The organism is Dickeya dadantii NCPPB 898 (assembly GCF_000406145.1).
Classification (GTDB): domain Bacteria; phylum Pseudomonadota; class Gammaproteobacteria; order Enterobacterales; family Enterobacteriaceae; genus Dickeya; species Dickeya dadantii.
Window position 1 is genome coordinate 1,675,555 of record NZ_CM001976.1, and the last position, 23,543, is coordinate 1,699,097.

Consider the following 23,543-nt stretch of genomic DNA (forward strand, 5'->3'; position numbering starts at 1 on the left):
ATTACACCACCTCCCGGATCGTCTGCACCGCATACGGCGCGGCCGGTTGCTCCGGGGCGAGGCGGAACTCCTGCGCCTGCGCCACGCTATAAATGTCATGGGCAAAGTCGTCCATGTCGGCCACTTCCAGCTTCAGCCGGCGCAGAAAATAGTTGTAAATCAGCACCGCGGGCACAGCCACCGCGATGCCGATACCGGTGGCGATCAACGCATTGCCGATAGGACCGGCGACGGTGTCCAGACTGGCGGAGCCAGACTGACCAATGGTCTGCAACGCCGCCATGATGCCCCACACGGTGCCGAACAGGCCGATGAACGGCGAGGTGGTGCCGATGCTGGCCAGCAACGCCAGGCCGTTTTCCAGCGCGCGACGCTCGCGCTGGATTTGCTGCTGCAACGCCCGCTCGACCCGGTCTTGCAGATGCGCGATCGGCGTGATGCGGTCTTTCACCCGTTCCAGCGTCAGCTGTGTGGCGCGCGCCAGGTTCGCCAGCGCGCCGGGATGGGCGACATCGCGCAGCGCGGCGTCGATGTTTTCCCGCTGCCAGAACAGCTGGCGGAACTGTTGATTACGCCGCCGCTGGCGGGCGTACTGCGCCAGTTTGAGCAGCCCGATGGACCAGGTGACGAGCGAGAAAAACAGCAGCAACAGGATCACGCCCCCTTCCGGGGACAGCAGAGCGATATGTTCGAGCGTCATAATAGGGATGCCTCTATGAGTTCAGGGTGAAATCGACAGGAACCACGACCCAGCCGCTTTCCGGCTGGTCGCCCCGGCGGGCCGGTACGAACGACCAGTGCTGCACCGCCTCGCGGGCGGCGGCGTCCAACGTCGGGTATCCGCTGGAGCGTTGCAGACGAATGGTTTGCACTTTGCCGTCCGGCCGCACCTGGACATTGAGCAACACCGTGCCTTCCCAGCCACGGTTAATCGCTACGTCCGGGTAAGCGGGCGGCGGGTTGCGCAGATAGGCGGCGCTGGCGGAAGGCGGCGTCACCGGTGCAGTCGCCGTTGGCGTTGCGGCGGGAGTGGTCGAAGCGGTATTGACGGGCGCGCTCTGCGGCGCAGGCGCTGCCGGCTGGCGCGGCGTCGCCGGTTTTTTCGCTATCGGTTTGACCGGTTTGGGCGTCTTCACCTGCGCGGTTTCATGGACGCGCGTGGGTTGCGGCGGCGTTAGCGCCTGTTCATCCACCGGCGGTTCGACAGCAGGCGGCGGTTCGTCCGGCGTGCTCTCGGCCACCGGCGTCGGTTCCGGCGGCATGGTTTGGGACAATATTGCTTGGGACGGTATTGCTTCAGCCGGCGTAGCCTCAGCCGGTGCGGCGGCGAATTCGATGGTGACCGGCAGCGGGCGCGGCGGCACCAGCGTCGGCGCCGACGGTCGCAACGCCAGCGGCACCAGCACCGCGGCGTGCAGCGCCAGCGCCAGCGTCAGGGTGAGCCACCTTTCCGACCGTCGCCCGGACAAGGCGGCCGGCCAGGCCGGCGCAATAGCGCGGGCGGCAGCCGGTCGGGGGGATGCGCCGCTGCCCGATGTGTCCGGCCAGTTGACGCTGGCAGCCCCGGCGTACAGGGGATGAGTCATGATGGCGTTACTCCTCAAGAAAGCTGGCGCCGCGAATATCCGCGTGGCTGAGCATCGGTTGGATCGGGTTTTAGCGAAAATACCGGACCATAAATAACGATTAACCAGAAAAGATAAATAACGGTTTTGTCGATTCTTAATCATTTGCTTTTGATGTCAAATGCCATATCTCGCTATCAATATGCCGTCTTTTATCAATTGAGTCGGCTGGGGTTTCTGTAGCGTCAGCCGTTATTTAGTTTCCCGGTTAGATGGCATTTACCCTAATCGTCGGCGGGAAAAAAAGGCTAATGCATCATCGGTATAGTTTTTTTGCGTTTGCTGCATGAGGCGGGCAACGCCGATATTTCCTGTTTTAGTTAATTCATAAAAATACAAATGCCATTTTTATATTAGCCAGTTTATTCCCCACCCTTTAAATGTTGCCGAAGCAAACACAACGATAGATCAGCGCAGCAATAGATCAGCGCAATCCAATCCGCTGATGACGTTTCACTCTGGGGGAAATATGAAGCAAACGGGAAAACACTGGTTACTGTCCGGCCTGCTGGCCTTAACGACGTTCTGGCACGTGGGAGCGCAGGCGGCGAGCGCCACCGAGATCCGCATTGCGGTGTCGGATATCGGCGCTGGTTCTCAACCGAGCGGCGGCGGGCTGGTGGATCTGATTTTCAGTCAGAAACGGCTGGAGCGGGAGTTCGCCCGCGACGGCATTAGCGTTCGCTGGTTGTTTATCAAAGGCGCCGGGCCGGTGATCAACGAAGGCTTCGCCAACCATCAGATCGATATGGCGTATCTGGGCGATCTGGCCAGTATTATCGGCCGTTCGCGCGGGCTGGACTCGGTGGTGATTGGCGCGGCGGCGCGCGGGGTCAACCACTATCTGGCGGTGTCCCGCGGTTCGCCGATCCACCGGCTGGAGGATCTGAAAGGCAAGCGGGTGGGGTTGTTTCGCGGCACCGCGGCGGAACTGTCGTTCGTTACCGCGCTGCACTCCCGCGGGCTGAGCGAGTCGGACATGAAAATCATTAATCTGGACTTCGCCGCCGCCAGCGCCGCGCTGGCCGCCGGCCAGATTGACGCCACCTGGGGCGGCAGCAACGCGCTGGCGCTGCGCGATAAAGGGTTGGCGGATATCGCGGTATCAACCCGTGATTTGCAGGGCGCGGGGCAGTTGACCGGGTTGATTCTGGTCGACGGCAATTTTGCCCGCCAGAATCAGGATCTGCTGGCGCGTATTATTAAGGTACAGAAAGAAGCCTCCACGTGGGCCAGTCAACCTGCCAATCGGGATAATTATATTCAGCTGCTGGCGACGCAATCCGGTTATCCGGAAAAATTACTGCGCGAAGATTTGGACGATATGCCGCCGTTATCCCAATTATTATCGCCGGAGTTGGACCCCGCGTTTGTCGCTATTCTCAAACAATCCGTTGCGCTGGCGTATGAGGCGAAATTAATCCGTAAATCCTTTTCGGTGGAGGAATGGCTTGATAGCGCATTTTTAAAACGTCAGCGCTGATTTATCTTTCATTTATTATTTTCTTCTCTCCGCCTTATTTATTGTCGCGCTGGCGCGGCAAGGGCGGCTTTATTTAAAAACTGGGGTGGATATGGGTAATAAAAAAACGATTTTCTGGCGATACCCGGTCGTGCTTGGCAGCGTGCTGGCGATGCAAGGGCTGGCGCAGGCGGCCGATACGCCGACGACCGCGGCCAACGCTGCGGCGACGCCGGATGCTGCGACAAGCGCCGAGGCCACGGCGGCCCCCGCGCAGGCGGTACGGCTCAAACGGGTACAGGTTAACGCGCAGCGTCGACAGGCGCAGCAGCAAACCAGCCTGGCGTCGGTGGTGGACGGCAAGGAACTGGAGCAGGATCGGCTCTACCGCTTTGAAGATCTGTCGCAGGCGGTCACCGGCGTGGATATCGCCGCCGCGGATGCGCTGGATACCCGGGTGACCATTCGCGGCATCGGCGACGGCGGCGGCAGCGAAATCAACATCGGCATGCCAAGCAGCGTCGGGCTGTTTCTGGATGGGGTGTACCTGTCCCGCCCCGGCATGTTGTCCAACGACCTGCTGGATATTGACTCGGTCAGCGTGCTGAAGGGGCCGCAGGGCACGCTGTACGGCTTTAACACCACCGGCGGCGCGGTGGATATTCGTAGCCGCAGGCCGACGTTCAAACCGGAAGTGTCGCTGGAACAGTCGTTCGGCCAGCGCGGCTACGTTCAGTCCAAACTGATGGCGTCCGGCGCGCTCAGCGACAACTGGGCCGGGCGCATCAACCTGTCGCACACCGAAAAGGGCGGCTACGTCTACAACGTACAAAACGGCCACCAACTGGGCGGCAGCAACAGCAACGGCGTACGCGGTCAGTTGCTGTACCAGCCGGATGATGGCTTCAGCCTGCGCATCATCGGCGATTACAGCGAGGCGACCAGCTACCCGGTGATGTCGCTGGTGGACAGCCACCCGGTCGGCGGCGTGGATCAGTTCCGGAGCCGCGCGGCGGCGGTCGGGGCGCGGGTGGTGGACGGCCGTCAGGTGGCGCTGGACGACGAAACCAAAAACCGCGTCGCGCAGGGCGGCGGCTCGGTGGAAGCCAACTGGCGGCTGCGCAACGGCTATACCCTCAATTCATTGTCATCGCTGCGTTATTTCCGCTTTCTGCCCAGTACCGCCGACGGCCTGAGTATTCCGCTGTATCAGGACAGCGGCGCGGACGCCCGCGACCGCACCTGGGGGCAGCGCTTCTGGGTGGATTCGCCCAAAGGCGGCCTGGCGGATTATTCGTTCGGGGTGGATTATTGGGGCGAGAATCTGGATACCTTCGCGCATGACCATTACTACAACAACGCGCGCGTCACCCGCTGGTATGGCAACACCAGCAACACCGGTAAATTCGTACAACGCTTCGGCTCGCTGGAAGATACGGTGTATTCGGCTTTTGCCCGCAGCACCTGGCATCTGGGCGACCGGTTCGACCTGACCACCGGCGTGCGGGAAACCTACGAGAAGAAAACCGGCACCTTCCGCCGCATCAACAAAAACGATTTCGACTCCGGCGACCTGTCGCAGAGTCATCACCTGCCGTCCGCCACCGTCAGCCTGAACTGGTACGCCACGCCCAATGTGACGCCGTACCTGACGCTGGCCTACGGCGAAAAGGCCGGCGGCCTCAACATCTCGTCCGGGGCGGCGAAGCAGGCGGGCGTCGATAGCCTGTACATCAAGCCGGAGAAAACCCGCGCCGCGGAGCTGGGGGTGAAAACCCACTGGCTGCAACGCCGGGTGGAGTGGAACACCGCGCTGTTCTGGAATGAAGTCAGCGAGTTCCAGACCACCGCCTACGATGAAGAAACGCTGAGCAGCTATCTGGTGAACGCCGGTAAATTCCGCTCGCGCGGCGTGGAGTCGCAACTGGCGCTGCGTCCGGTCGATGGGCTGACGGTGAGCCTTAACGGCACCTTGCTGGATGCCAGCTATCTGGATTTCAAGAACGCCAGGTGCCCGCCGGAAGTGACGCTGGCGGCTAACCCGCCCGCCTCCTGCGATCTCAGCGGCGAGCGGGTATTCAGTTCGCCGAAGCTGACCTACAACGCCCGCATCCGCTATGAGTGGCAAGCCTTCAATAACCTCCAGGCGTTTGTGGCCGGTCGCTGGGCCTGGCGCAGCTGGGCCTACGGCACGGTGGATAACTCCGACTTTACCCGCATTCCGGCTTACGGCGTGCTCAACCTGTCCACCGGGGTGAGCGGCAAACAGGACGGACACGCCTGGCGCGCCACCCTGTGGCTGAATAACGCGCTGGATAAAACTTACTACCGCACCGTCAAGTCGGGCGATTACGGGTCGGCGTACGGCGTGCTGGGTGAACCGCGCACGCTGGGGATCACGCTGGGTTATGACTTCTAAGGATACGCCGATGCCACTGCATGATACCTCGCGCCGTCGTTTCATCCGTAACGGCGCCTTGCTGGCGCTGTCGGCGCCGCTGTGGAACCGGGCGCTGGCGGCGCGTATGCCGGGTGCCGGCGTGCCTGCCGATGCGACGCCGACGGTCCGGCTGGACTGGCTGGAACGGCAACCGCCCGCCAGCTTCGGCGGCGTGACCTGGGGCGTGCCCTGGCCGCCGGGGCGGGTGCCCGCCGACAGCGGGTTCGTACTGGGCGAAGACGGCCAGGCGGATCGCGCGTTGCAGAGCTGGCCGCTGGCCTACTGGCCGGACGGCTCGCTGAAGTGGTCGGCCCACGCGCTCGGCGCTGAGCGCACGCCCGGTCACGGGCTGTCGCTGCGACCCGTGCCGGCGGCGGCTGCAATGGGTGACGCCATCGTCACCGAAACGGCGCAACACTGGGTAGTGGATACCGGCCGGCTGCGCTGTCAGGTGCCGAAAAACGGCGAACGATTGATCGGTGAACTGTGGCAGGACGGCAGGCTGGCGCTCGGCAACGGTCGTCTGGTGTTGCAGATCCAGTCCGGCGAAGGGACGGACGGGACACTGACGGTGGAGGCGTTTCAGGGGCGGGCCACGCAGGTCACGCTGGAGCAGAACGGGCCGCAGCGCGCGGTCATCGCGCTGCGCGGCGTGCATCGCCATGCCGCGTCGGATGGCGTCACGCGTCTGCCGTTTGTGGTGCGGCTCTATTTCTACGCCGGTTCGGCGTCGCTGCGCCTGCTGCACACCATTATTTATGATGGCGACGAGCGGCAGACCTTCATCAAAGGGCTGGGGGTAGCGTTTGATGCGCCGCAGCAGGGCGAGCTGCACGACCGCCACGTGCGCTTTACTTCGGCGCAGGGCGGGCTGTTTCGGGAAGCGGTACGCGGCCTGACCGGCCTGCGACGCGATCCGGGCGAGGCGGTTGTCGCCGCGCAACTGGCCGGCAAGGCCACGCCGCCGGTCACGCAGTTTCCCCCGGCGGTGGGCAAGCGGCTGGACTATGTTCCGGCGTTCGGCAGTTACCGGCTGACCCAGCATCACCCCGACGGCTACCAGATCCACAAACGCACCGCCGCCGGGCAGGGCTGGCTGCTGTCCGCCACCGGACAGCGGGCCTCCGGCACCGGCTATCTGGGGTCGCCCACCGGTGGGGTAGCGTTCGGTATCCGCCATTTCTGGCAGAGCTATCCGGCTTGCCTGGAGATTGAGCAGGCACATACCGATCTGGCTACGATCACGCTGTGGCTGTGGTCGCCGTACGCGGAACCGATGGATCTGCGCTTCTACCACGACGGCATGGGGCAGGCGAGTGTCGAACAGCAGCGTGAGGCGCTGGAGATCACCTACGAGGATTACGAGCCGGGCTTCGCCACCCCGGAAGGCGTCGCCCGCACCAGCGAACTGTTTCTCGATGTGCTGCCCGCTACGCCGGACAGCGACACGCTGCTGGCGATGGCCCGCCGCCATCAGCAACCGCCGCTGCTGGTGGCCGACGGCGCCGATTTGCAGCGCGCCGTCGCGTTTGGCCCGGTATGGTCGCCGGCCCCCACGGGGCATAAGCCGCAACCGGCGCTGGATGCGCAACTGGCGTGGTATTTCGACTTCTATCAGCAGGAGGTGGAACAGCGGAAATGGTACGGCTTCTGGGATTTCGGCGACGTGATGCACACCTACGATGGCGATCGCCATGTCTGGCGTTATGACGTGGGCGGCTACGCCTGGGATAACTCGGAGCTGAGCACCGATCTGTGGCTATGGTACTACTTTCTGCGTAGCGGCCGGGCGGACGTGTTCCGCATGGCGGAAGCCATGACTCGCCACACCGGCGAGGTGGACGTGCACCATGCCGGCCGCTTCCAGCCGCTTGGGTCGCGCCACAACGTGCGTCACTGGGGCGACAGCGCCAAGCAGTTGCGCATTTCCACCGTGGCGAACCGGCGTTTTCTGTATTACCTGACCGCGGATGAACGTATCGGCGAGCTGATGGATGAGCAGGTGGAGGCGCTGCGCACCCTGCAACGGGTGATGCCGGGCCGCAAGATCGGCCAGCCACCGCCGGCCGACGAACGGCTGGTCAGCCTCTATTTCGGCACCGACTGGGGCGCGGTGGCGGCAGCCTGGCTGACCGCCTGGGAGCGGCGGCATGATGCGGCGATACGCGATCGTCTGCTCAACAGCATGCGGTCGATTGCGGCCCAGCCGCACGGCTTCTTCACCGGGCTGGCGGAGATGGACCCCGACACCGGCGTATTCCGGCCGGTAGCGGCCGACCAACTCGTTATTTCGCATCTGAGTGCGGTGTTCGGGCTGGCGGAGGTGTGCGCCGAACTGTTGCAGGTGCTGCCGGACCCGGCGTTCGAGCGCGCCTGGCTGGACTATTGCCGCCTGTACAACGACCCGAAGGCGTTGAGCGCGTTTGTCGGTCAGCCGGTGAAAAAGCGCAATCTGGTGCAGGGCCATGCCCGGCTGAGCGCCTTTGCCGGCTGGCATCAGCACGACAAGGCGCTGACCCGGCGCGCCTGGCGCGAGTTTGTGGACGGCGAGGGCGGTATTGTCCACCCCAACCGGCGGGTACGGCTGCTCACGCCGCCCGCGGTGCTCTATCCGGTGAAAGAGGCGGAGATCGATTCGTCGATCGATCAGCGTTCCGGCAGCACCGTCGTCACCAATCTGTCCACCAATGCGGTGGCGCAGTGGGGGCTGACCGCTATCGCCATGCTGGCGCTGGCGGGAGACGCACCGCCCAAATAGCGATACGTCAGGCAACGACGGGCCAGATAGCCACAGGCCCGATAACGGCGCAATCCGGATAATCACGCCCGCCGCAGCGGGCTGCAACCGTACATCATCACAATAAAACATCATCACAATAAAACATCATCACAACAGAACATCATCAGGACATGATCAATGACGGACACAGGCTATAGCGCACAGCGCACGGTTATGGAAAGCCACGCCGGTCAGGCGTGTACCGCCGCCACGGAAGGCGATTTTCACCAGCAATCAAATCCCCATCAATTCACCCTGCAATGGGCGCAAGCCGCTGACGGAAAACCGTTGTGCTGGCGGGTGGAGCAGGAAGATCCGGCGCGCACCCGCATCGGTGTTGACGAACACGCGTTGACGCTGGACAGCGCCGCCGGGCTGACGGTGTGGCTCGACCAGCCGCTATCCGGCAGGTATCGCATCAGTTATCTGCGCGAAGTCTTGGTGCAGGGGCAGCCGAACGATCGGCTTTCCGATCTCAATCAGTTTTGGGCGGCGCGGGACCCGGCTCGCGCGTCGTTGTTCACCCGTCACGGGGTGCTGGGTGAATACGATAATCTGGCGCTGTATTACGTTGGCATGGGCGGCAACTGGAACAGCACCACCCGTTTTCGCTACTACAACGGCCTCGGCGAGCGACAGTTGCTGGGGGAGTTCACCGATGAAGCGCATTTGCTGCGCGCCGGGCAGCGTTATCGGGTGACCATTGAGGTGGACAGCACCGAAACCCGTTTCCTGATCGATAACCAGCTCTACTTTCGCGCTCACTATGCCGCACCGCCGGCCAGCGGCTATTTCGGCCTGCGGACGGTATTTTCGCGGCAGACAATCAGCCAGTTCAGCGTCACGCCGCTGTAGTGTCGGAAGCGCTGATGCGGTGCGGCGCCTGATCCACCTGCAAAAACATGGCGATCAGCCGCTGCGACAGCCACGACAGGCGGGAGTCGGCGCGGCTGACGATGCCGTAATGGGTGTAAAACTCGTCGGTGTCGTCGTCCAGCCCGGTGATTTTCAGCATGTGGATGCCGTCCGGCGGCTGTTGTAACGGCCCGTGGCGATGATTGGTGGTGCCGATGGCGTCGGACTGGCGGATCACATCCAGCAGGCTGTAGCCGTTCTCGCACTCAATGCTGGTGCGGATATCCTGCTGGCCGCTCAGCCGCACCAGCGCCTGACGCAGGTTGGGTGGGCGCACCGTGGCCGCCAGCGGGTAGCTGAACAGTTGCTCGACGCTGATTTCATCAAACGCCGCCAGCGGATGCCCCTGACGACAGCAGAAGCCCCAGCGGTGCTGGCTCAGCGGCTGCACGTTGTAGCGGGCGTCCAGCTCGAAATGGCGGGTATCGGCGACGATAAAGGCAAACTCTTCCGCCATCAGGCGTTGCCCCAGCGCCTGCCAGTTATCGACCCGGAACATCAACCGCACCCGTGGATACTGGCGGGAGAACTCGCCGATCACCTGCGGCATCAGCCAGGCCGCCGGCGCCGGGCCGCAGCCGAAATGCACCTCGCCGCTCTCTTTTTCGCTGAACTGTTCGATATCGTTGATTAAATCCTGCGCGTGGCGGGTGAGGCGGCGGGCGTGTTCCAGCACCAGCAGCCCTTTCTTGGTGGGTTCCAGATTATGGTGACGGTCGATCAGCCGCGCGCCCACGCTCTGTTCCAGCGACTGGATGCTGCGGCTGAACGCCGACTGTGAAATGTTCATAGCCAGCGCCGCCGAAGTGAAATTACGGTGCTCGATCAGCGCAATAAAGTGGCGTAACTGACGCAGGTCGATATTCATGGTATTCAGGGCACTGTGGTGCGGCGGAGAGACAGACTGAGCAGGCTACCAGCCCGACGACCCCGTCAACAAATAACCAATACGGCGGCGATATGACAGGTTGTTATATGTCAGAAACGGTGCGAGCGGGCAGGAACAACACCCCTCCCGCCGGCGCGGGAGGGGACGGGGATTAGACGTAGGAATCGTCGTCGTCGTAGGAATCATCAGCCGCGAAATCGTCGTAGCCGCTGTTCTGCGGTTCGTCGTCGGCGTTGCTGTTCCAAAAGTTGTTGCCGGCACCGGCACCGTTGAACGTATCCAGATTGTCCGCACCGAAATCCCGGAAGCTGTCGCCGACGTTACCCAGCGGGTTCTCGTTGAGCACCGGATTTTCGTTGATGATGTTGATGATTTCTTCCGGCTGCGAGCGGTGGAACATGCCGGTCAGCATATCGGCCAGCACCACGCCGCCCGCCACGCCGGCGGCGGTCTGCAACGCGCCGCTCAGAAAACCGCCCGCACGGGACGGCGCCGGTTGCGCATAGCCCGGCGCAGGCTGGCCGTAACCCGGTGCCGGCGGCGTATATCCCATCGGCTGACCGTATCCGGCCGGCTGGCCATAACCCGCCGGTTGCGACGGCTGCGGCGCGCTGTTGCGACTGCCGCCGCCAAACAGCCCGGCCAGAAAACCGCCGCTGCTTTGCTGTGGACGGGCAGAGGCTTCCTGCGTCAGTCGGTTGACCTCGGCTTCCAGCTCTTTCACCCGCTGATCCAGCTGTTTCAGCGCCGCTTCCTGAATAATCATCGCCTGCGCCATGTAGTAAGGCGCGGCTGGCTGCTGGCGAATGTGGTCATTGATTTGCTGTTCTGCCTTGAGATCCCGAGGGCCCGTGTTGGTCTCGGCTGTTTTCAGTCGGCTAAACAGACCATCAATAAGGCGTTGTTCTTCAGATTGCATAGGATTACCTCAAGAGATATTGGATTGCGGACCCGTCTAATCAGGCCGGTCCTGCGGCTGTTTTGTCACACCCTTCGCCGCCATCCTACTGCGTTCCTGCGGGCTAATACACGATTGTCGGGTAAAGCTGCTTACAAATTTGTTACCAATTACGGCAAACCGACGCCGGTCGTTCTGCCGGTTTTCGTCTTACTTTTTCCGCTATTGATATTTTACCTGCCGGAGGAAATGGTGATTAATACTTTCACACGCCGGAAGCCTGCCAGAACGGGCTTCCGGGCCGTGCAGCTACGCTGAGCGAAGGGATACGCCGCTCAGGCGAAACAGGACGGCCTGCACGGTTGGAAGGCGTCATTTTTTTATCCGTTTTACGAACCGGTTTCCCATTTATCGACCAGGAGGAATCACCATGTCCCGTCTGTGTTGTTGCGGCTGCTCCATGCTGAATGTTTCGACATTTGTTAATTTCATTGATGGAGTCCGCCATGAGTCAACCCGCATCCCTGCCCGTACTCGACTTTTCCCTGCTTGACGGCAATGCCCGGCAACGTGCCGATTTTCTGCAACGCCTGAATCACGCCGCGCGTGAAACCGGCTTCTTCTATCTGACCCACCACGGCGTCGACCCGGAATTGCAACAACGCGTTCAACGGCTGTCGCGCGCTTTTTTTGCCTTGCCGGACGCGGAAAAACAGCGGGTGGCGATGATCCGCTCTCCCTATTTTCGTGGCTATAACGTCGCGGGCGCAGAGCGTACCCGCAGCGAACCGGACTGGCGCGAGCAGTTCGATATCGGGGCCGAGCGCCCGCCGCTGCGCCTGTTATCCGGCGATCCCGCCTGGCGACGGCTACAGGGGCCGAATCAGTGGCCTGTGTCGCTGCCGGAACTGAAAACCGCATTGCTGGAGTGGCAGCAAACCCTGACCCGCATTTCGCTGCGTTTACTCCGTGCCTTCGCTGAAGTGCTGGGGCTGCCGATAACCGCGTTTGATGCGCTGTACGGCGATAAACCCAGCGAGCATATCAAGCTGATTCGCTATCCGGGCCGGGCGACGGCGGACAGCCATCAGGGAGTCGGCGCGCACAAGGATTCCGGTTTCCTGACGCTGTTGTTGCAGGATCAGCAGTCTGGTTTGCAGGTGGAGGTCGAACCGGATCAATGGGTGGACGCGCACCCGCTGGCGGGGTCGTTTGTGGTCAATATCGGCGAACTGCTGGAGCTGGCGACAAACGGTTATCTGCGCGCCACCGTGCACCGGGTGGTGTCGCCGCCGGCCAGTCAGGAACGGCTGTCGGTGGCTTTTTTCCTCGGCGCGCAGTTGGATGCGGTGGTGCCGGTGTTTCCGCTGTCGCCGGCGCTGGCGAAACTGGCTCGCGGGCCGGCCAGCGACCCGAACAACCCGCTGTTGCGTGAAGTGGGTTGGAATTACCTGAAAGGGCGCTTGCGTTCCCACCCGGAAGTGGCGAAGCGCTACTACGGCGATGTGGTGCAGGCGCAGCAGCAGGCGGTTACCGCCTGAATTCGGTTAGCTATCAAAATGAAAATCATCAAGGGATAACAAAATGAAAAATCATAATTTTTTTGCTCTGACGGCGATGGCATTGGCAATGGGACTGTCGGTATCGGCTCAGGCGGCCGATGCCTTGCGGGTGGCGGCGGATCCGGTGCCGCACGCGGAAATTCTGGAGCAGATTCAAAAGGCGGACCCGTCGCTGAAGCTGAAGGTGGTGGAGTTGAGCGGCAACGTGAACGCCAACGAACTGCTGGCCAGCGGCGATGTGGACGCCAACTACTTCCAGCACGTGCCTTATCTGCGCGATCAGGAAAAAGCGCTGGGCAAAAAATTCGTGGTGGCGGCCACGGTGCATATCGAACCGCTGGGGATTTATTCCCGCAAATACAAATCGCTCCACGAGGTGAAGGAGAACGCCACCGTGGCGGTGCCGAACAACGTCACCAACCTCAGCCGGGCGCTGTACCTGTTGCAGGGGCAGGGGCTGATCAAACTCAAGGCGGGTTATAACGACCCGTCGAAAGATCAGGCGACGCCGAAAGACATCGCCGACAACCCGAAAAAACTGAAGATCAAAGAGATTGAAGCGGCGCAGATCCCCCGTTCGCTGGATGACGTCGACCTGGCGGTGATCAACGGCAACTACGCGCTGGAGGCCGGGCTGGTGCCGTCCCGCGATGCGCTGGGGCTGGAGAGCGCCAGCCATAATCCATACGCCAACATTCTGGTGACCACGCCGGCGCTGCAAAACGATCCGCGTATCAAGCAACTGGCGAAGGATCTGGAGTCCAAAGCCACGGCCGACTTCATCAGTCAGCGCTATAAAGGGTCGGTGATTGCGGTGGCGGGGCAATAACGGATGATTCGCATCGAACGGCTGGGGAAACGCTATCCGGGGTGCGCGCAGCCCGCGCTGGAGAACGTGTCGCTGACCATTCCGTCAGGGGCGGTGTACGGTATTCTCGGGCGTAGCGGCGCGGGCAAGAGCACGCTGATTCGTTGTCTCAATCTGCTGGAGCGGCCCACCGCGGGCCGTATTCTGATGGACGACTGCGACATCGCCCGCCTGTCGCCGCGGGCGTTGCGCCAGCAGCGTCAGCGCACCGGCATGGTTTTCCAACATTTCAATCTGCTGCATGCCCGCACGGTGCGGGATAACGTAGCTGTGCCGCTGGAAATCGCCGGGGTCGGCAGGCGCGAGCGGGAAGCGCGCGTGACGGAATTGTTGGCGTTAGTCGGGTTGAGCGACAAGGCGCTGGCTTACCCGTCACAGCTGTCCGGCGGGCAGAAACAGCGGGTCGGCATCGCCCGTGCGCTGGCGGCGCAGCCGCGTTATCTGCTGTGCGACGAGGCCACCAGCGCGCTCGACCCGGAAACCACCGCGTCGATACTGGCGCTGCTGGCCGACATCAACCGGCAACTGGGGCTGACCATTGTGCTGATCACCCATGAACTGGAGGTGGTCAAAGCCATCTGCGATCACGCGGCGTTGCTGGAGCAAGGCCGCGTGGCGGAAAGCGGCGCGCTGCGAACGCTGCTGGCGGACCCGGCTTCCCGCCTGCGACAGGTGCTGTTGCCGAATCTGGACGCCGAGCGTGCGTTTTTGCGGCGACACGGCGTAGAGGAGGGGGAATTGTGCAAAGTCGCCTGAGTTGGGAAGACTTTTTCCCGATCATGCTGAACGCGACGCTGGAAACCCTGTACATGGTGGGGCTGGCGGCGCTGTTTACCGTGCTGGTGGGGCTGCCGACCGGCGTGTTGCTGTTTATCAGCCGTCAGTCGGGCATCATGCCGTTGCCGCGAGTGAATGCGGTGCTGGGCGGGGTGATCAATGTCGGGCGTTCGCTGCCGTTCGTGGTGTTATTGATTGCCCTGATCCCGTTTACCCGCTGGGTGGTCGGCACGACGTTGGGCAGCACCGCCGCGGTGGTGCCGATTACCGTCGGTGCGTTTCCGTTTTTCGCTCGTATTGTGGAAAACGCGTTGGCCGAGGTGGATCGCGGCCGGATAGAGGCGATTGTGTCGATGGGCGGCACCGTCTGGCATGTGATCACTAAAGCGTTGCTGCCGGAAGCGCTGCCGTCGATTCTGGCGGGCATCACCCTGACGGTGGTGATGCTGATCGGCTTTTCGTCAATGGCGGGGGTGATTGGCGGCGGCGGGCTGGGGGATCTGGCTATCCGCTACGGTTATCAACGTTTCAATCAGCAGGTGATGGCGGGAACGATGATCGTACTGGAGCTGCTGGTGCAACTGGTACAGTCGCTGGGCGACAGGCTGGTGCGTCGGCTGGCCTACCGACGGTAATCTTTTTATCTTATCCTCGATATTGCTGGCATCCAATCGATTGGCTATGAACAACTCTGAGCCCGGTAGCCGGTTTATCCACTGCGTGAAGGCAAGGATTTTACTCCACCAGATGAAGCAGTAGAAACATTACTGAATTTGATTAAACAGGCGACCCGACAAGACATGAAGAAATAGTGAATAAATAGTGCACGTTTGTTTTTGTGACTATTCATCCCTCAGGTATGCGTTGTATAATTTTTTGTATAACGATTGAGGGGAAAAGATGAAACCATTTATTCAACGGGTAATGGCTATTACCTGCTTATGTTTATTGCCATTTCTTGCTAAGGCATCCCGGACAGTGACGGATCAACTGGGGCGTCAGGTAACCATTGCCGATAACGTCGAACGGGTTGTTGTATTGCAGCATCAGACACTGAATATTTTGGTGCAGCTAAACGCCACAGATAAAATCGTTGGCATCCTGGCCAACTGGAAGCAGCAACTGGGCGATAATTATGCGCGCCTGGTGCCTGCTTTGTCTGATAAAGCCGCTCTGGGTGATTTGACCCATGTGGATGCTGAAAAACTGGTTGCGCTGCATCCGCAAGTGGTTTTTGTCACCAACTATGCCCCGCAAGAAATGATCGACAGCATTACCCGTCTGGGGATTCCGGTGATTGCAATTTCGTTGCGCCATGATAACGATCCTGTTCAGGCGGCGAAGATGAATTCAACTCCGGCTAATGAGGATGAGGCCTATAACCAGGGATTGCGCGAAGGCATTGCGTTGATTGGCGAGGTGGTGAATAAGCAGGCTGAAGCGAAAGCATTAATTGATGCGGCTTTTGCCTATCGTCAACGGGTCAGTGCGCGTTTAAAAGGCATTCCGGATAGTGAACGTGTTCGTGCTTATATGGCGAACCCGGATCTCACGACCTATGGTTCCGGGAAATACACAGGACTGATGATGCAACACGCCGGCGCACTGAATGTGGCGGCGGCAACGGTTCAGGGCTTTAAGCAAGTCTCTATGGAACAGGTGATTGCCTGGAATCCTCAGGTGATCTTCGTTCAGGATCGTTACCCTCAGGTGGTGAGCGAAATCACCAAGATGCCGGAATGGCAGGTGATTGACGCAGTGAAGCAGCATCGGGTCTGGTTGATGCCTGAATATGCCAAAGCCTGGGGATACCCTATGCCGGAAGCCATTGGTCTGGGGGAATTGTGGATGGCGAAGAAACTTTATCCATCACGCTTCCAAGATATCGATATGAAGCAAGAAGCAGAACGTTGGTATCAGCGCTTTTATCGCACTCACTATCAGGGTACCGAATAATGAAGGCGCTGGTGGCAGGCAGTTTACGGGCAGTCTGGCAACCGCTTATGGTGAATTTCTATGATATCTGGGGCCTGCGGGTGGAGACGGCTTTCGGCCCGGCCGGGTTATTGCGTGAGCGTATTGAAAAAGGTGAGCCCTGCGACCTGTTTGCTTCTGCTAACCTGGATCATCCCCTGGCCTTGCTGGCTGCGGGTATTGCCGGACAGGTGATGCCGTTCGCCACTAACCGACTGTGTTTGACCGTTGCCAGCAGTTGTATTCGCCCGGAGGATAACTGGTTGTCCCTCTTGACCCGTCCCACCCTGCGCCTGGGGACATCGACGCCTGTCTGTGACCCTTCAGGTGACTATACCTGGCAATTATTTCGCCAGATTGAGTGGAGCCAGCCCGGTGTCGGCCTGGCTATCCAGCAACGAGCGCAGTGTCTGGTCGGGGGCGAAGCGAGTGCTTTGGTTCCTGCCGGGGAGATGGCGGCAAGCTGGCTTATTCAACAAGGCATAGTGGATATGTTTATTGGTTACGCCAGCTATGCACCGCGTTTAAGAAAGATTGCGGGCTTAACGGTATTTGATATTCCTGCTGAGTTCAGCGTCCAGGCACAATACACCCTGGCGGTCATGAATAAAGAGGCAGAGTCTCTGGCCGCATTTCTGTGTTCGACTGTCGCTCAACGGATCCTCAGTGAATGGGGTTTCGGTCCCGGCTCAGGCGGCTGATGTCTTGCGGGTGGCGGCGGACCCGGCTATCCGCTACGGTTATCAGTGTTTTAATCAACAGGTGATGGCGGGCACGATGATCGTACTGGAGTTGCTGGTGCAACTGGTGCAGTCGCTGGGCGACAGGCTGGTGCGTCGGCTGGCCTACCGACGGTAATTTTTTTACCTTATCCACGATATTGCTGGCATCCAATCGATTGGCTATGAATAACCCTGAACTCGGCAGCCGGTTTATCCACTGCATGAGAGCAAGAGTCGCATAAAACAAAAAAAGCACACGGTATTTATCCTGTCAGTGAGGAGAATATAAAATAATCAGGTCGGATGAGTCAGGTAATTTCTAGGAATATTCCATATTCTTTTTATTTCCAGCTTTGCTTTAATCACTCCCGAGGCGGTTACCTGAACGCTTCAGTTATTAACCAGAATATAAAACGTTATTTCCGGTTAATCGCAAATGACTTGTTAAAGGAAATTCATAATGAATATGAAACCCCTGTTTTTAGGCGTTATCCTGGCTGCTTCTTACGCTCACGCGGCATCGACTGAAGTGAGTGCCAAACCGGTAACCGGAACGGCCACCAGCGCGGAAGTGAAAACCACGGCCGTCGCAGACGTCACAGCGAGTCAGGAGGCGAGCGGTAAAACGCTGACGGCGGCACAACCGACGGCTACCGGCACCGATTCACCGGTGAAAACGCATGAGCAGCCAGCGGTGAAAGCGCACAGTGATAAAAAGATTACGCATAAAAAAGCCGTTGTTGAGGGAAAAGAAAACGCAGTGACGGAAAAAACAGGAAAGGAAAAAACAGCGGAGCATAAAATAACGACGGAGAAAAAGAAAAATACCGTAGATAAGCAAGAAGAACAAAAAGCAACAGCGCCGACAACGGCGACTAAAACAGAATAGTTGTTTATCAATTCGATTAATAATTATGCCAGTCACTGAAGGGAGTCAGTAATAACCGAAGCGGTATTATCGGCTGGCGCCCTTATTTTCCGGCTGGTCATCGCCTGTTTTTTGCCTGATGCAGAGAACAGGCAGGATGCCCAGCCGGAAGTTATTTGGCGTTCCGTACCATCTGATGGGTATGAATGGATTATTACGGTTGTCAGGCTTTTTCACTCTGAGGGAAACCTAATGGTTCGAAAATAAGAACGTTGCCTTGATCGGTGAAATAATCCCTCCAGGATTTTGCGATGGTCGTTAAGTCGATGTTTATAGCATCCAGAACGCGATAGGGTTTAGGGGTGCAGTCATACTGAAGTAATGGATTTTTGTGGTCGCCAATATTTCTGTTGATATCGGTTGTAGCATAGCCATCGACGTTGAATACTAAACCACCTTTAGTGGTGATAACGTTTTTTTCGATAATTTTGGCGCCGGCTGACGTGATAAGGTGTATCTGGGGAATATACTGACCTGTTGCCGGTGGCGAATCATGCAAGCGCCCATTAAGATGGTCAAGACAAATTTCCAGCCCAAAGGTCACATTATCAATAGTGAAAATCCCCTGTCCACCCAATCCCGATTGGGATAATTCTTTCCCGGTGCCGACGGGATTGATGTGTTGGCTATTCACATCTCTGGAGCCGCTGACCGGCGTGAGCTGTTGAGTGTTACTATTTTCTCCGACAACACCAATGCGGGCATGGTTAACGTTCCAGTTGAACTCGTTAAAGCCTCCACAATACTTGCAGTTCATACCGGTTGAGAATAACCGTAAAAAATCAATATGTGAGATATATTCCTTATAAACGATAACGCTGTTATCTTTGGTGGCATCGGCATAACCACCTTTTTGAATGAGTGCGACGTTGAATATTTCATAACTACCATCATCGTGCTTGAGATATCCGATCGCTGTACCAAAAACAAACAGCCAATCTTTGAATTTTTTGTCTTTTGTCATCTCCCGCATTTTGCTCATGATGATGGATATTTTTTCTACCGGGTAAGCGCCCTGATTTCCGCGGAAATAGAACTCTGGTGCCATAAATATTTTTAGTGTTTCATCGGTATTGTCCAGGGTTAGAGAAGCCTGAGATTTGGCAATACAGTCTTTCATGATATTAATGCGATAATTAATATCGGTTTCGCTCTTGTCATTGCCTAAATAACCGTAACCTTTACTGTTATTATAACTGGTGAATGTATTTAGCTGATAAGAAATGAATTGTGCCTTTTTGTAAGCCATAATTACCTCCGATAACGATGATGTGCATGGCGATTATAAGAATTGCCGCGTTATATGAATTGGATGCAATCACGGGAAATTATGGTGTTCTGATGTACTGACGGTGCAGATAATAAATGACGAAGAAGCACGTGCTTATCAAAGGCCGCCACTCAGCATGGCAACCGATGCAGTGAAGAGAAAAGGCCAGATGTACTGGCCTTGAAGATTAATTACGATAATACAGCCAGTAACCACTGACGCAGCTTGTCCGCACTCTGCGCGCCGGTGAGCCGGGCCTGTTCCTGACCGTCTTTCAGCCACAACAGGGTGGGCAACGAGCGTACCTGTAGTTGTGCGGCGTGCGACACATGGTGGTCGGCGTCCAGATAGTGGCAGGACAACCCGCTGAACGCGGCGTCGGCGATGACCGTTTCCAACTGGCGATACAGGCTCTTACAGTGCACGCAGCGTTCCGCGCCCACCAGCAGCAACTGGTCGCCAGCGGGCAGCGACAGCGCTTCATCCGGCGTCAGCGACAGGGCGGTGAAGCGATGACGGTTGACGGCGAACAGCTTCGGGCTGCGTTTCAGCTCTTCGCTGTCGGTGGCGACGCACAGCGCATCGCCGCCGCGTTTATATGGCCGGGTTTCGCTGACGGCAACGACGCTGGCGAAACCGGCTGGCGCGGCGCCGGGCTGGCGTAGCCGGGTGTTGTCCGGCGCCTGTACCGGGGTTTCCTGCGGACGTGGCAGCTGCGGTACCCAGTCGTACGGCACCCGGTAGGCGCGGTACAGCATATTGGTGTTGACGCTTTTGCCCCAGAACGGCGAGATATATTCCCAGACGATTTCGTGGTCCACGGTCACTTCGAACAGGCGGCCGTTGGCGCCTTCGTTGATCAGCGTATTGCCGTTCGGCAGGCGCTGGATATTGCTGATGTACGGGCTGTAGAAACGAAAGGCGTCGGTCGGGTGCGGAATGCCGGCTTCGTACGGCGAATAGCGCCAGACGATATCCAGCGTCACCGGGTTGATTTCCAGCACCCGCGAGTAGTCACGCCAGGCGTTCTTCACCCCGTCGGCCGACGCCGGGTTAGGTGCGCCGTAACCGGCCCAGCCGCCGTTGTCGAACACCAGAATATTGCCCGCGCCCGGCAACCCGGCCGGGATCATGTGCGCATGATGCTGGCCGATGATCCAGCCCAGATGCTTCAGTTCCGGCGTGCTGTAGTCCGGGCCGAGCCGCCACACGATGTCGCCGCTTTGCTTGTCGATGATGGCGATGATGTTGGATTCGCGCGCGTCCCAGATGATGTTGTCCGGATGGAAACGGGCGTCACCCTGATCAAACCACGGGTTGGGGCCGAGGGCGGACATCGAGTTGATGTGCATCCAGTCGCCCATGCCGCCGCCGCTGCTGCGCATGTTGGGGTTGTGGTACAGCGCGGTTTTGGCGGCGTCGTCAAAGCCCAGCTCGTCAAAATGATCGCTGCAACGCCATTCCCACACCACGTTGCCCTGCCAGTCCACTTCAATGATGGTGTCGTCCAGCAGCAGCTTGTCGCTGATTTTCGGGTTGTGCAGGTTCTGGTGCGCCAGAATCAGCGTATTGCCGCCGAGCGCTTGCGGTTCCAGCCCCGGCGCGTAGTAGCCCACCGGGTTGCCGCTGCGTTGATAGTCGTGATGGGCGCGCGCCATCCATTCCGGCGGCAAGTCCGGGTCGTGGATGTGTTCGTAACGGTTGAATTGCCAGACCCGGTTGCCGTCCCAGTCCAGTTGCACCAGATCCACCATGTCCTGCATGCCGTAGCGGGCGTCGCGCTGGCCGCTGTGACCGAGGATATAACCGCCCGGCAGAAGCTTGTTGGGAAAACCGTGCAGGCCTTCCCACAGCCGCAGCGCCGCCCCGTTCATGTCGATCAAGACCGCGCCGGTTTCCAGCGCCTGGAAGACGGTGTAACCGCTCCAGGCTTTGTCCGGGTGATAAATCGTGGTACCGGTCGGGTAAACGGAAGGGTGTCCCATGTGCGTGCTCCAGTTAGTCGGTGATGAGTATTTAGTCAGTGATAAGCGTGGCGGCGGGCGAGGCCGGGGCATCGGAGTGAGTCAGCAGCGCGAGCAGTTCGCTGCATTGCTGGTGGAAGGCCTGGCTATCGCGCTGGCGCGGGTGCGGCAGCGTCACCGCGGCGATCTGTTTCAGCCGGCCGGGGCGCGGCGCGAGCACCACCACCCGGTCGGCCAGATACACTGCTTCTTCCACGTCGTGGGTGACCAGCAGGGTGGTGGTGCCTTCCTCTTGATGAATCCGCCGCAGTTCCTGTTGCATTTGCTGGCGAGTTAGCGCGTCCAGCGCGCCGAACGGCTCGTCGAGCATCAGAATACGTGGGTTGCCCACCAGCCCGCGGGCGATCGCCACCCGTTGCGCCATGCCGCCGGACAACTGGGCGGGGAGGGCGTCGGCGAACTCGTCCAGATGCACCAGCCGAATGAAATGGTCGACCCGGCGGGTAAGGTCGGCGCGGCCGATCTTTTCGCTCGCCAGCCCCAGTTCGATGTTCTGGCGCACCGTCAGCCACGGAAACAGACGCGGTTCCTGAAACACGATGCCGCGCTCGCCGCCGATGCCGTTGATCGGCGCGCCGTCCACCAGAATGCGCCCCTGATAATTGTTATCCAGCCCGACCAACAGGCGCAGCAGCGTGGATTTGCCGCAGCCGCTGCTGCCGACAATCGCCACCAGCTCGCCGGGATAAATCGCCAGCGAGAGGTCGTCGATAACCGTCAGCGGGCTGCCGCCGACGCGAAACTGTTTTTTCAGGCGGTCGAAGGCGACTACCGGTTGGGGGATCGGTTGCGTCATAGGGTATCTCCTGTGGTGCGCCAGCGGGTCATGCGCTGTTCCAGCCGCTGACCGAGGTGGTCGATCAGCGCGCCGGTGACGCCAATCAGCAGCATGCCGCTGAGGATAATGGGCATATCCAGCAGTTGCTGGGCGTTGATCATCAGGCTGCCGATGCCGGTGCCGGACGACATGAAATATTCCGCGCCGATAGCGCCGAGCCAGGCGTAAATCATCGCCAGCCGCAGCCCGGTGAACAGCGCGGGCGCCGCGCCGGGTAGGATCAGCCGGCGCAGACGATGGAACCACGGCAGGCGCAGCACCTGCGCCACCTCCTGCAAGGCGAGGGAGCGCTGGCGCACGCCGCGATGACTGGCAACCAGCATCGGAAAGAACGCCACCAGCGCGATAAAGGTCACCTTACCGCCGTCGTCATTGCCGACCCAGGCGGTAATCAGCGGCAGCCAGGCGAACAGCGCCACCTGACGCAACAACGTTAGCGTCGGGGTAAACACCGCCTCGGCGCGCGTACTCAGCCCCAGCGCCAGCCCGGCCAGCAGACCGGCGCTCACGCCGAGGGCGCCGCCCACCAGCGCCCGCCACAGGCTGTGACGCATGGCGTCGGGCAGCGAACCGTCGCTCACGCCATGCCAGATAGCGCGGAGAACCTCGCCGGGCGGCGGCAACAGCAGCGCGTCGACCCAACCGTGATGGCTCGCCAGTTGCCACAGCGCCAGCAACAACAGCGGCACCGCCAGCCCGATGGATTGGCCGGCGGGCGCGGCGTGCAGCCGGCCGACCGGCGGGTGCGGCCAGGCGATCAGCCGTTGGTCCAGTTGGGTGATGCCCCATTCCATCAGCAGACCGGTCAGCCCGATGACGGCGATGCACACCAACACAATATCCAACTGGAATAGCTGGCGTCCCCACACCATCAGATAGCCGATGCCCTGCGACGAGGCGAGCAGTTCCACCACAATCAGCGACACCCAGGCTTGTGACAGCGCCAGCCGCAGGCCGGTAAACCACACCGGCAACGCGGCGGGCAGAATCAACCGGGTCAGACGAGTCAGGCGCGGCAGGCGCAGGGTGCGCGCCACGTCGAGCAACGCTGGCGGAACATCGCGTACGCCGCGCTGGCTGTGCAGTGTCACCGGCACGATCACCGCTTTGACCAGCACCGCCAGCTTGAGGCCGTCGTCGATGCCGAACAGCACCATAAACAACGGGATCCACCCCAGCGTGGGGATTTGGGCCAGCGCGTAGACGGTGGGATAAAGTAACCGTTCTGCCCGAACCGACGCCCCCATCAAGGCGCCCAGCAGCGTCCCGGCCAGCACGCCGGCGGCGAGCCCGCTGACCAGACGGTGCAAGCTGATCAAGAGCTGACTGAGCAGATCGCCCTGTAGTAGAGAAACCGCGGTTGCCGCCACCCGTGACGGCGCGGGCAGAATTTGCGGCGGCATCCACCCAAGCGTGCTGCTGAGGCTCCACAGCAGCAACACCGCCAGCGGCAACAGCAGCGGCGCGACGATGCGCCGGGTAAGGCGCGGTGTGAGCGGGCGCGCCACCGACGGGCCTTTCATCAACCAGGATTTATGCATGACCAAAGGCTTATTCATTTTTCTTTGTAAG

Annotated in this window: 19 protein-coding genes and 1 pseudogene; 12 read left to right on the forward strand and 8 right to left on the reverse strand. The window is 59.9% G+C overall.

Translation table 11 applies throughout. The features are described 5' to 3' along the window. Position 1: 1 nt before the first annotated feature. Together DDA898_RS07875 and DDA898_RS07880 are read right to left on the reverse strand one after the other, a co-directional pair. On the reverse strand, positions 2-700 hold the full coding sequence (locus tag DDA898_RS07875) for a MotA/TolQ/ExbB proton channel family protein (RefSeq protein WP_038910811.1): 699 nt from the start codon (positions 698-700) through the stop codon (positions 2-4). 13 nt (positions 701-713) lie between these two features. Continuing rightward, positions 714-1,586 carry an energy transducer TonB gene (locus DDA898_RS07880; RefSeq protein ID WP_038910812.1) on the reverse strand — a complete coding sequence of 291 codons (873 nt, stop codon included), beginning with the start codon at positions 1,584-1,586 and terminating at the stop codon, positions 714-716. A gap of 508 nt (positions 1,587-2,094) precedes the next feature. Between DDA898_RS07880 and DDA898_RS07885 the strand changes: the two genes are divergently transcribed. From DDA898_RS07885 to DDA898_RS07900, 4 genes are all read left to right on the forward strand, one after another. Next, the gene (locus DDA898_RS07885; RefSeq protein ID WP_038910813.1) at positions 2,095-3,108 is read left to right on the forward strand and encodes an ABC transporter substrate-binding protein; all 1,014 of its coding nucleotides are present in this window, start codon (positions 2,095-2,097) and stop codon (positions 3,106-3,108) included. 91 nt (positions 3,109-3,199) lie between these two features. Further along, complete coding sequence (locus DDA898_RS07890; RefSeq protein WP_038910815.1) at positions 3,200-5,506, forward strand: TonB-dependent receptor; 2,307 nt, start codon at positions 3,200-3,202, stop codon at positions 5,504-5,506. Between the two features lie 10 nt (positions 5,507-5,516). Then, positions 5,517-8,285, forward strand: a complete 2,769-nt coding sequence (locus DDA898_RS07895; RefSeq protein ID WP_038910816.1) for an exo-rhamnogalacturonan lyase family protein — start codon at positions 5,517-5,519, stop codon at positions 8,283-8,285. 159 nt (positions 8,286-8,444) lie between these two features. Continuing rightward, entirely contained in the window at positions 8,445-9,161 is a 717-nt protein-coding gene (locus tag DDA898_RS07900; RefSeq protein ID WP_038910817.1) for a DUF6250 domain-containing protein, read from the forward strand. Here the strand turns inward: DDA898_RS07900 and DDA898_RS07905 are convergent. Continuing rightward, positions 9,148-10,089, reverse strand: coding sequence for a LysR family transcriptional regulator (locus DDA898_RS07905; RefSeq protein WP_038910818.1), 942 nt, complete (start codon positions 10,087-10,089; stop codon positions 9,148-9,150). The two genes, DDA898_RS07900 and DDA898_RS07905, sit on opposite strands and share 14 nt — an antisense overlap. Positions 10,090-10,261: 172 nt before the next feature. Beyond that, positions 10,262-11,029 (reverse strand): DUF2076 domain-containing protein, encoded by a 768-nt coding sequence (locus DDA898_RS07910; RefSeq protein WP_038910820.1) that lies wholly within the window; start codon positions 11,027-11,029, stop codon positions 10,262-10,264. A gap of 485 nt (positions 11,030-11,514) precedes the next feature. On the opposite strand from DDA898_RS07910, the gene DDA898_RS07915 reads away from it, so the two are divergent. From DDA898_RS07915 to DDA898_RS07945, 8 genes and pseudogenes are all read left to right on the forward strand, one after another. Beyond that, positions 11,515-12,549 (forward strand): isopenicillin N synthase family dioxygenase, encoded by a 1,035-nt coding sequence (locus DDA898_RS07915; RefSeq protein ID WP_236616718.1) that lies wholly within the window; start codon positions 11,515-11,517, stop codon positions 12,547-12,549. A gap of 43 nt (positions 12,550-12,592) precedes the next feature. Next, the gene (locus tag DDA898_RS07920; protein WP_038910822.1) at positions 12,593-13,399 is read left to right on the forward strand and encodes a MetQ/NlpA family ABC transporter substrate-binding protein; all 807 of its coding nucleotides are present in this window, start codon (positions 12,593-12,595) and stop codon (positions 13,397-13,399) included. Positions 13,400-13,402: 3 nt separating this feature from the next. After that, a complete protein-coding gene (locus tag DDA898_RS07925) occupies positions 13,403-14,194 on the forward strand; it encodes a methionine ABC transporter ATP-binding protein (RefSeq protein WP_081639231.1) in 792 nt (263 codons plus the stop codon). Then, positions 14,191-14,850 (forward strand): methionine ABC transporter permease, encoded by a 660-nt coding sequence (locus DDA898_RS07930; RefSeq protein ID WP_161624735.1) that lies wholly within the window; start codon positions 14,191-14,193, stop codon positions 14,848-14,850. Before DDA898_RS07925 ends, DDA898_RS07930 begins: the two co-directional genes overlap by 4 nt. A gap of 289 nt (positions 14,851-15,139) precedes the next feature. Further along, a complete protein-coding gene (locus DDA898_RS07935; RefSeq protein ID WP_107768451.1) occupies positions 15,140-16,171 on the forward strand; it encodes an ABC transporter substrate-binding protein in 1,032 nt (343 codons plus the stop codon). After that, positions 16,171-16,890 carry a substrate-binding domain-containing protein gene (locus DDA898_RS07940; protein WP_038910826.1) on the forward strand — a complete coding sequence of 240 codons (720 nt, stop codon included), beginning with the start codon at positions 16,171-16,173 and terminating at the stop codon, positions 16,888-16,890. The genes DDA898_RS07935 and DDA898_RS07940 overlap by 1 nt, the downstream gene beginning before the upstream one ends. Before the next feature lie 19 nt (positions 16,891-16,909). Next, positions 16,910-17,047, forward strand: a pseudogene (locus DDA898_RS23110) (metal ABC transporter permease); the annotation flags it as partial. 324 nt (positions 17,048-17,371) lie between these two features. Beyond that, the gene (locus DDA898_RS07945) at positions 17,372-17,800 is read left to right on the forward strand and encodes a hypothetical protein (protein WP_038910828.1); all 429 of its coding nucleotides are present in this window, start codon (positions 17,372-17,374) and stop codon (positions 17,798-17,800) included. Positions 17,801-18,002: 202 nt separating this feature from the next. On the opposite strand, the gene DDA898_RS07950 is transcribed toward DDA898_RS07945, so the two are convergent. The 4 genes from DDA898_RS07950 to DDA898_RS07965 all read right to left on the reverse strand — a co-directional run bounded on the left by DDA898_RS07950 (position 18,003) and on the right by DDA898_RS07965 (position 23,494). After that, positions 18,003-19,088, reverse strand: coding sequence for a hypothetical protein (locus tag DDA898_RS07950; protein ID WP_038910829.1), 1,086 nt, complete (start codon positions 19,086-19,088; stop codon positions 18,003-18,005). A 212-nt stretch (positions 19,089-19,300) separates the two neighbouring features. Continuing rightward, entirely contained in the window at positions 19,301-21,094 is a 1,794-nt protein-coding gene (locus DDA898_RS07955) for an aryl-sulfate sulfotransferase (protein WP_038910830.1), read from the reverse strand. 31 nt (positions 21,095-21,125) lie between these two features. Further along, positions 21,126-21,929: an ABC transporter ATP-binding protein gene (locus DDA898_RS07960; protein WP_038910832.1), complete on the reverse strand. Its 804-nt coding sequence runs from the start codon at positions 21,927-21,929 to the stop codon at positions 21,126-21,128. Then, a complete protein-coding gene (locus DDA898_RS07965) occupies positions 21,926-23,494 on the reverse strand; it encodes an ABC transporter permease (protein WP_498371145.1) in 1,569 nt (522 codons plus the stop codon). Before DDA898_RS07965 ends, DDA898_RS07960 begins: the two co-directional genes overlap by 4 nt. Positions 23,495-23,543: the final 49 nt, after the last annotated feature.

Excerpts from the sequence above, each read along its gene's own strand:
- DDA898_RS07935 (WP_107768451.1), top strand. The coding sequence starts at position 15,140 with ATGGCTATTACCTGCTTATGTTTATTGCCATTTCTTGCTAAGGCATCC.
- DDA898_RS07900 (WP_038910817.1), top strand. The coding sequence starts at position 8,445 with ATGACGGACACAGGCTATAGCGCACAGCGCACGGTTATGGAAAGCCAC.
- DDA898_RS07960 (WP_038910832.1), bottom strand. The coding sequence starts at position 21,929 with ATGACGCAACCGATCCCCCAACCGGTAGTCGCCTTCGACCGCCTGAAA.
- DDA898_RS07875 (WP_038910811.1), bottom strand. The coding sequence starts at position 700 with ATGACGCTCGAACATATCGCTCTGCTGTCCCCGGAAGGGGGCGTGATC.
- DDA898_RS07945 (WP_038910828.1), top strand. The coding sequence starts at position 17,372 with ATGAATATGAAACCCCTGTTTTTAGGCGTTATCCTGGCTGCTTCTTAC.
- DDA898_RS07965 (WP_498371145.1), bottom strand. The coding sequence starts at position 23,494 with ATGAAAGGCCCGTCGGTGGCGCGCCCGCTCACACCGCGCCTTACCCGG.
- DDA898_RS07910 (WP_038910820.1), bottom strand. The coding sequence starts at position 11,029 with ATGCAATCTGAAGAACAACGCCTTATTGATGGTCTGTTTAGCCGACTG.
- DDA898_RS07905 (WP_038910818.1), bottom strand. The coding sequence starts at position 10,089 with ATGAATATCGACCTGCGTCAGTTACGCCACTTTATTGCGCTGATCGAG.
- DDA898_RS07920 (WP_038910822.1), top strand. The coding sequence starts at position 12,593 with ATGAAAAATCATAATTTTTTTGCTCTGACGGCGATGGCATTGGCAATG.
- DDA898_RS07915 (WP_236616718.1), top strand. The coding sequence starts at position 11,515 with ATGAGTCAACCCGCATCCCTGCCCGTACTCGACTTTTCCCTGCTTGAC.
- DDA898_RS07880 (WP_038910812.1), bottom strand. The coding sequence starts at position 1,586 with ATGACTCATCCCCTGTACGCCGGGGCTGCCAGCGTCAACTGGCCGGAC.
- DDA898_RS07885 (WP_038910813.1), top strand. The coding sequence starts at position 2,095 with ATGAAGCAAACGGGAAAACACTGGTTACTGTCCGGCCTGCTGGCCTTA.
- DDA898_RS07940 (WP_038910826.1), top strand. The coding sequence starts at position 16,171 with ATGAAGGCGCTGGTGGCAGGCAGTTTACGGGCAGTCTGGCAACCGCTT.
- DDA898_RS07955 (WP_038910830.1), bottom strand. The coding sequence starts at position 21,094 with ATGGGACACCCTTCCGTTTACCCGACCGGTACCACGATTTATCACCCG.
- DDA898_RS07895 (WP_038910816.1), top strand. The coding sequence starts at position 5,517 with ATGCCACTGCATGATACCTCGCGCCGTCGTTTCATCCGTAACGGCGCC.
- DDA898_RS07925 (WP_081639231.1), top strand. The coding sequence starts at position 13,403 with ATGATTCGCATCGAACGGCTGGGGAAACGCTATCCGGGGTGCGCGCAG.
- DDA898_RS07950 (WP_038910829.1), bottom strand. The coding sequence starts at position 19,088 with ATGGCTTACAAAAAGGCACAATTCATTTCTTATCAGCTAAATACATTC.
- DDA898_RS07890 (WP_038910815.1), top strand. The coding sequence starts at position 3,200 with ATGGGTAATAAAAAAACGATTTTCTGGCGATACCCGGTCGTGCTTGGC.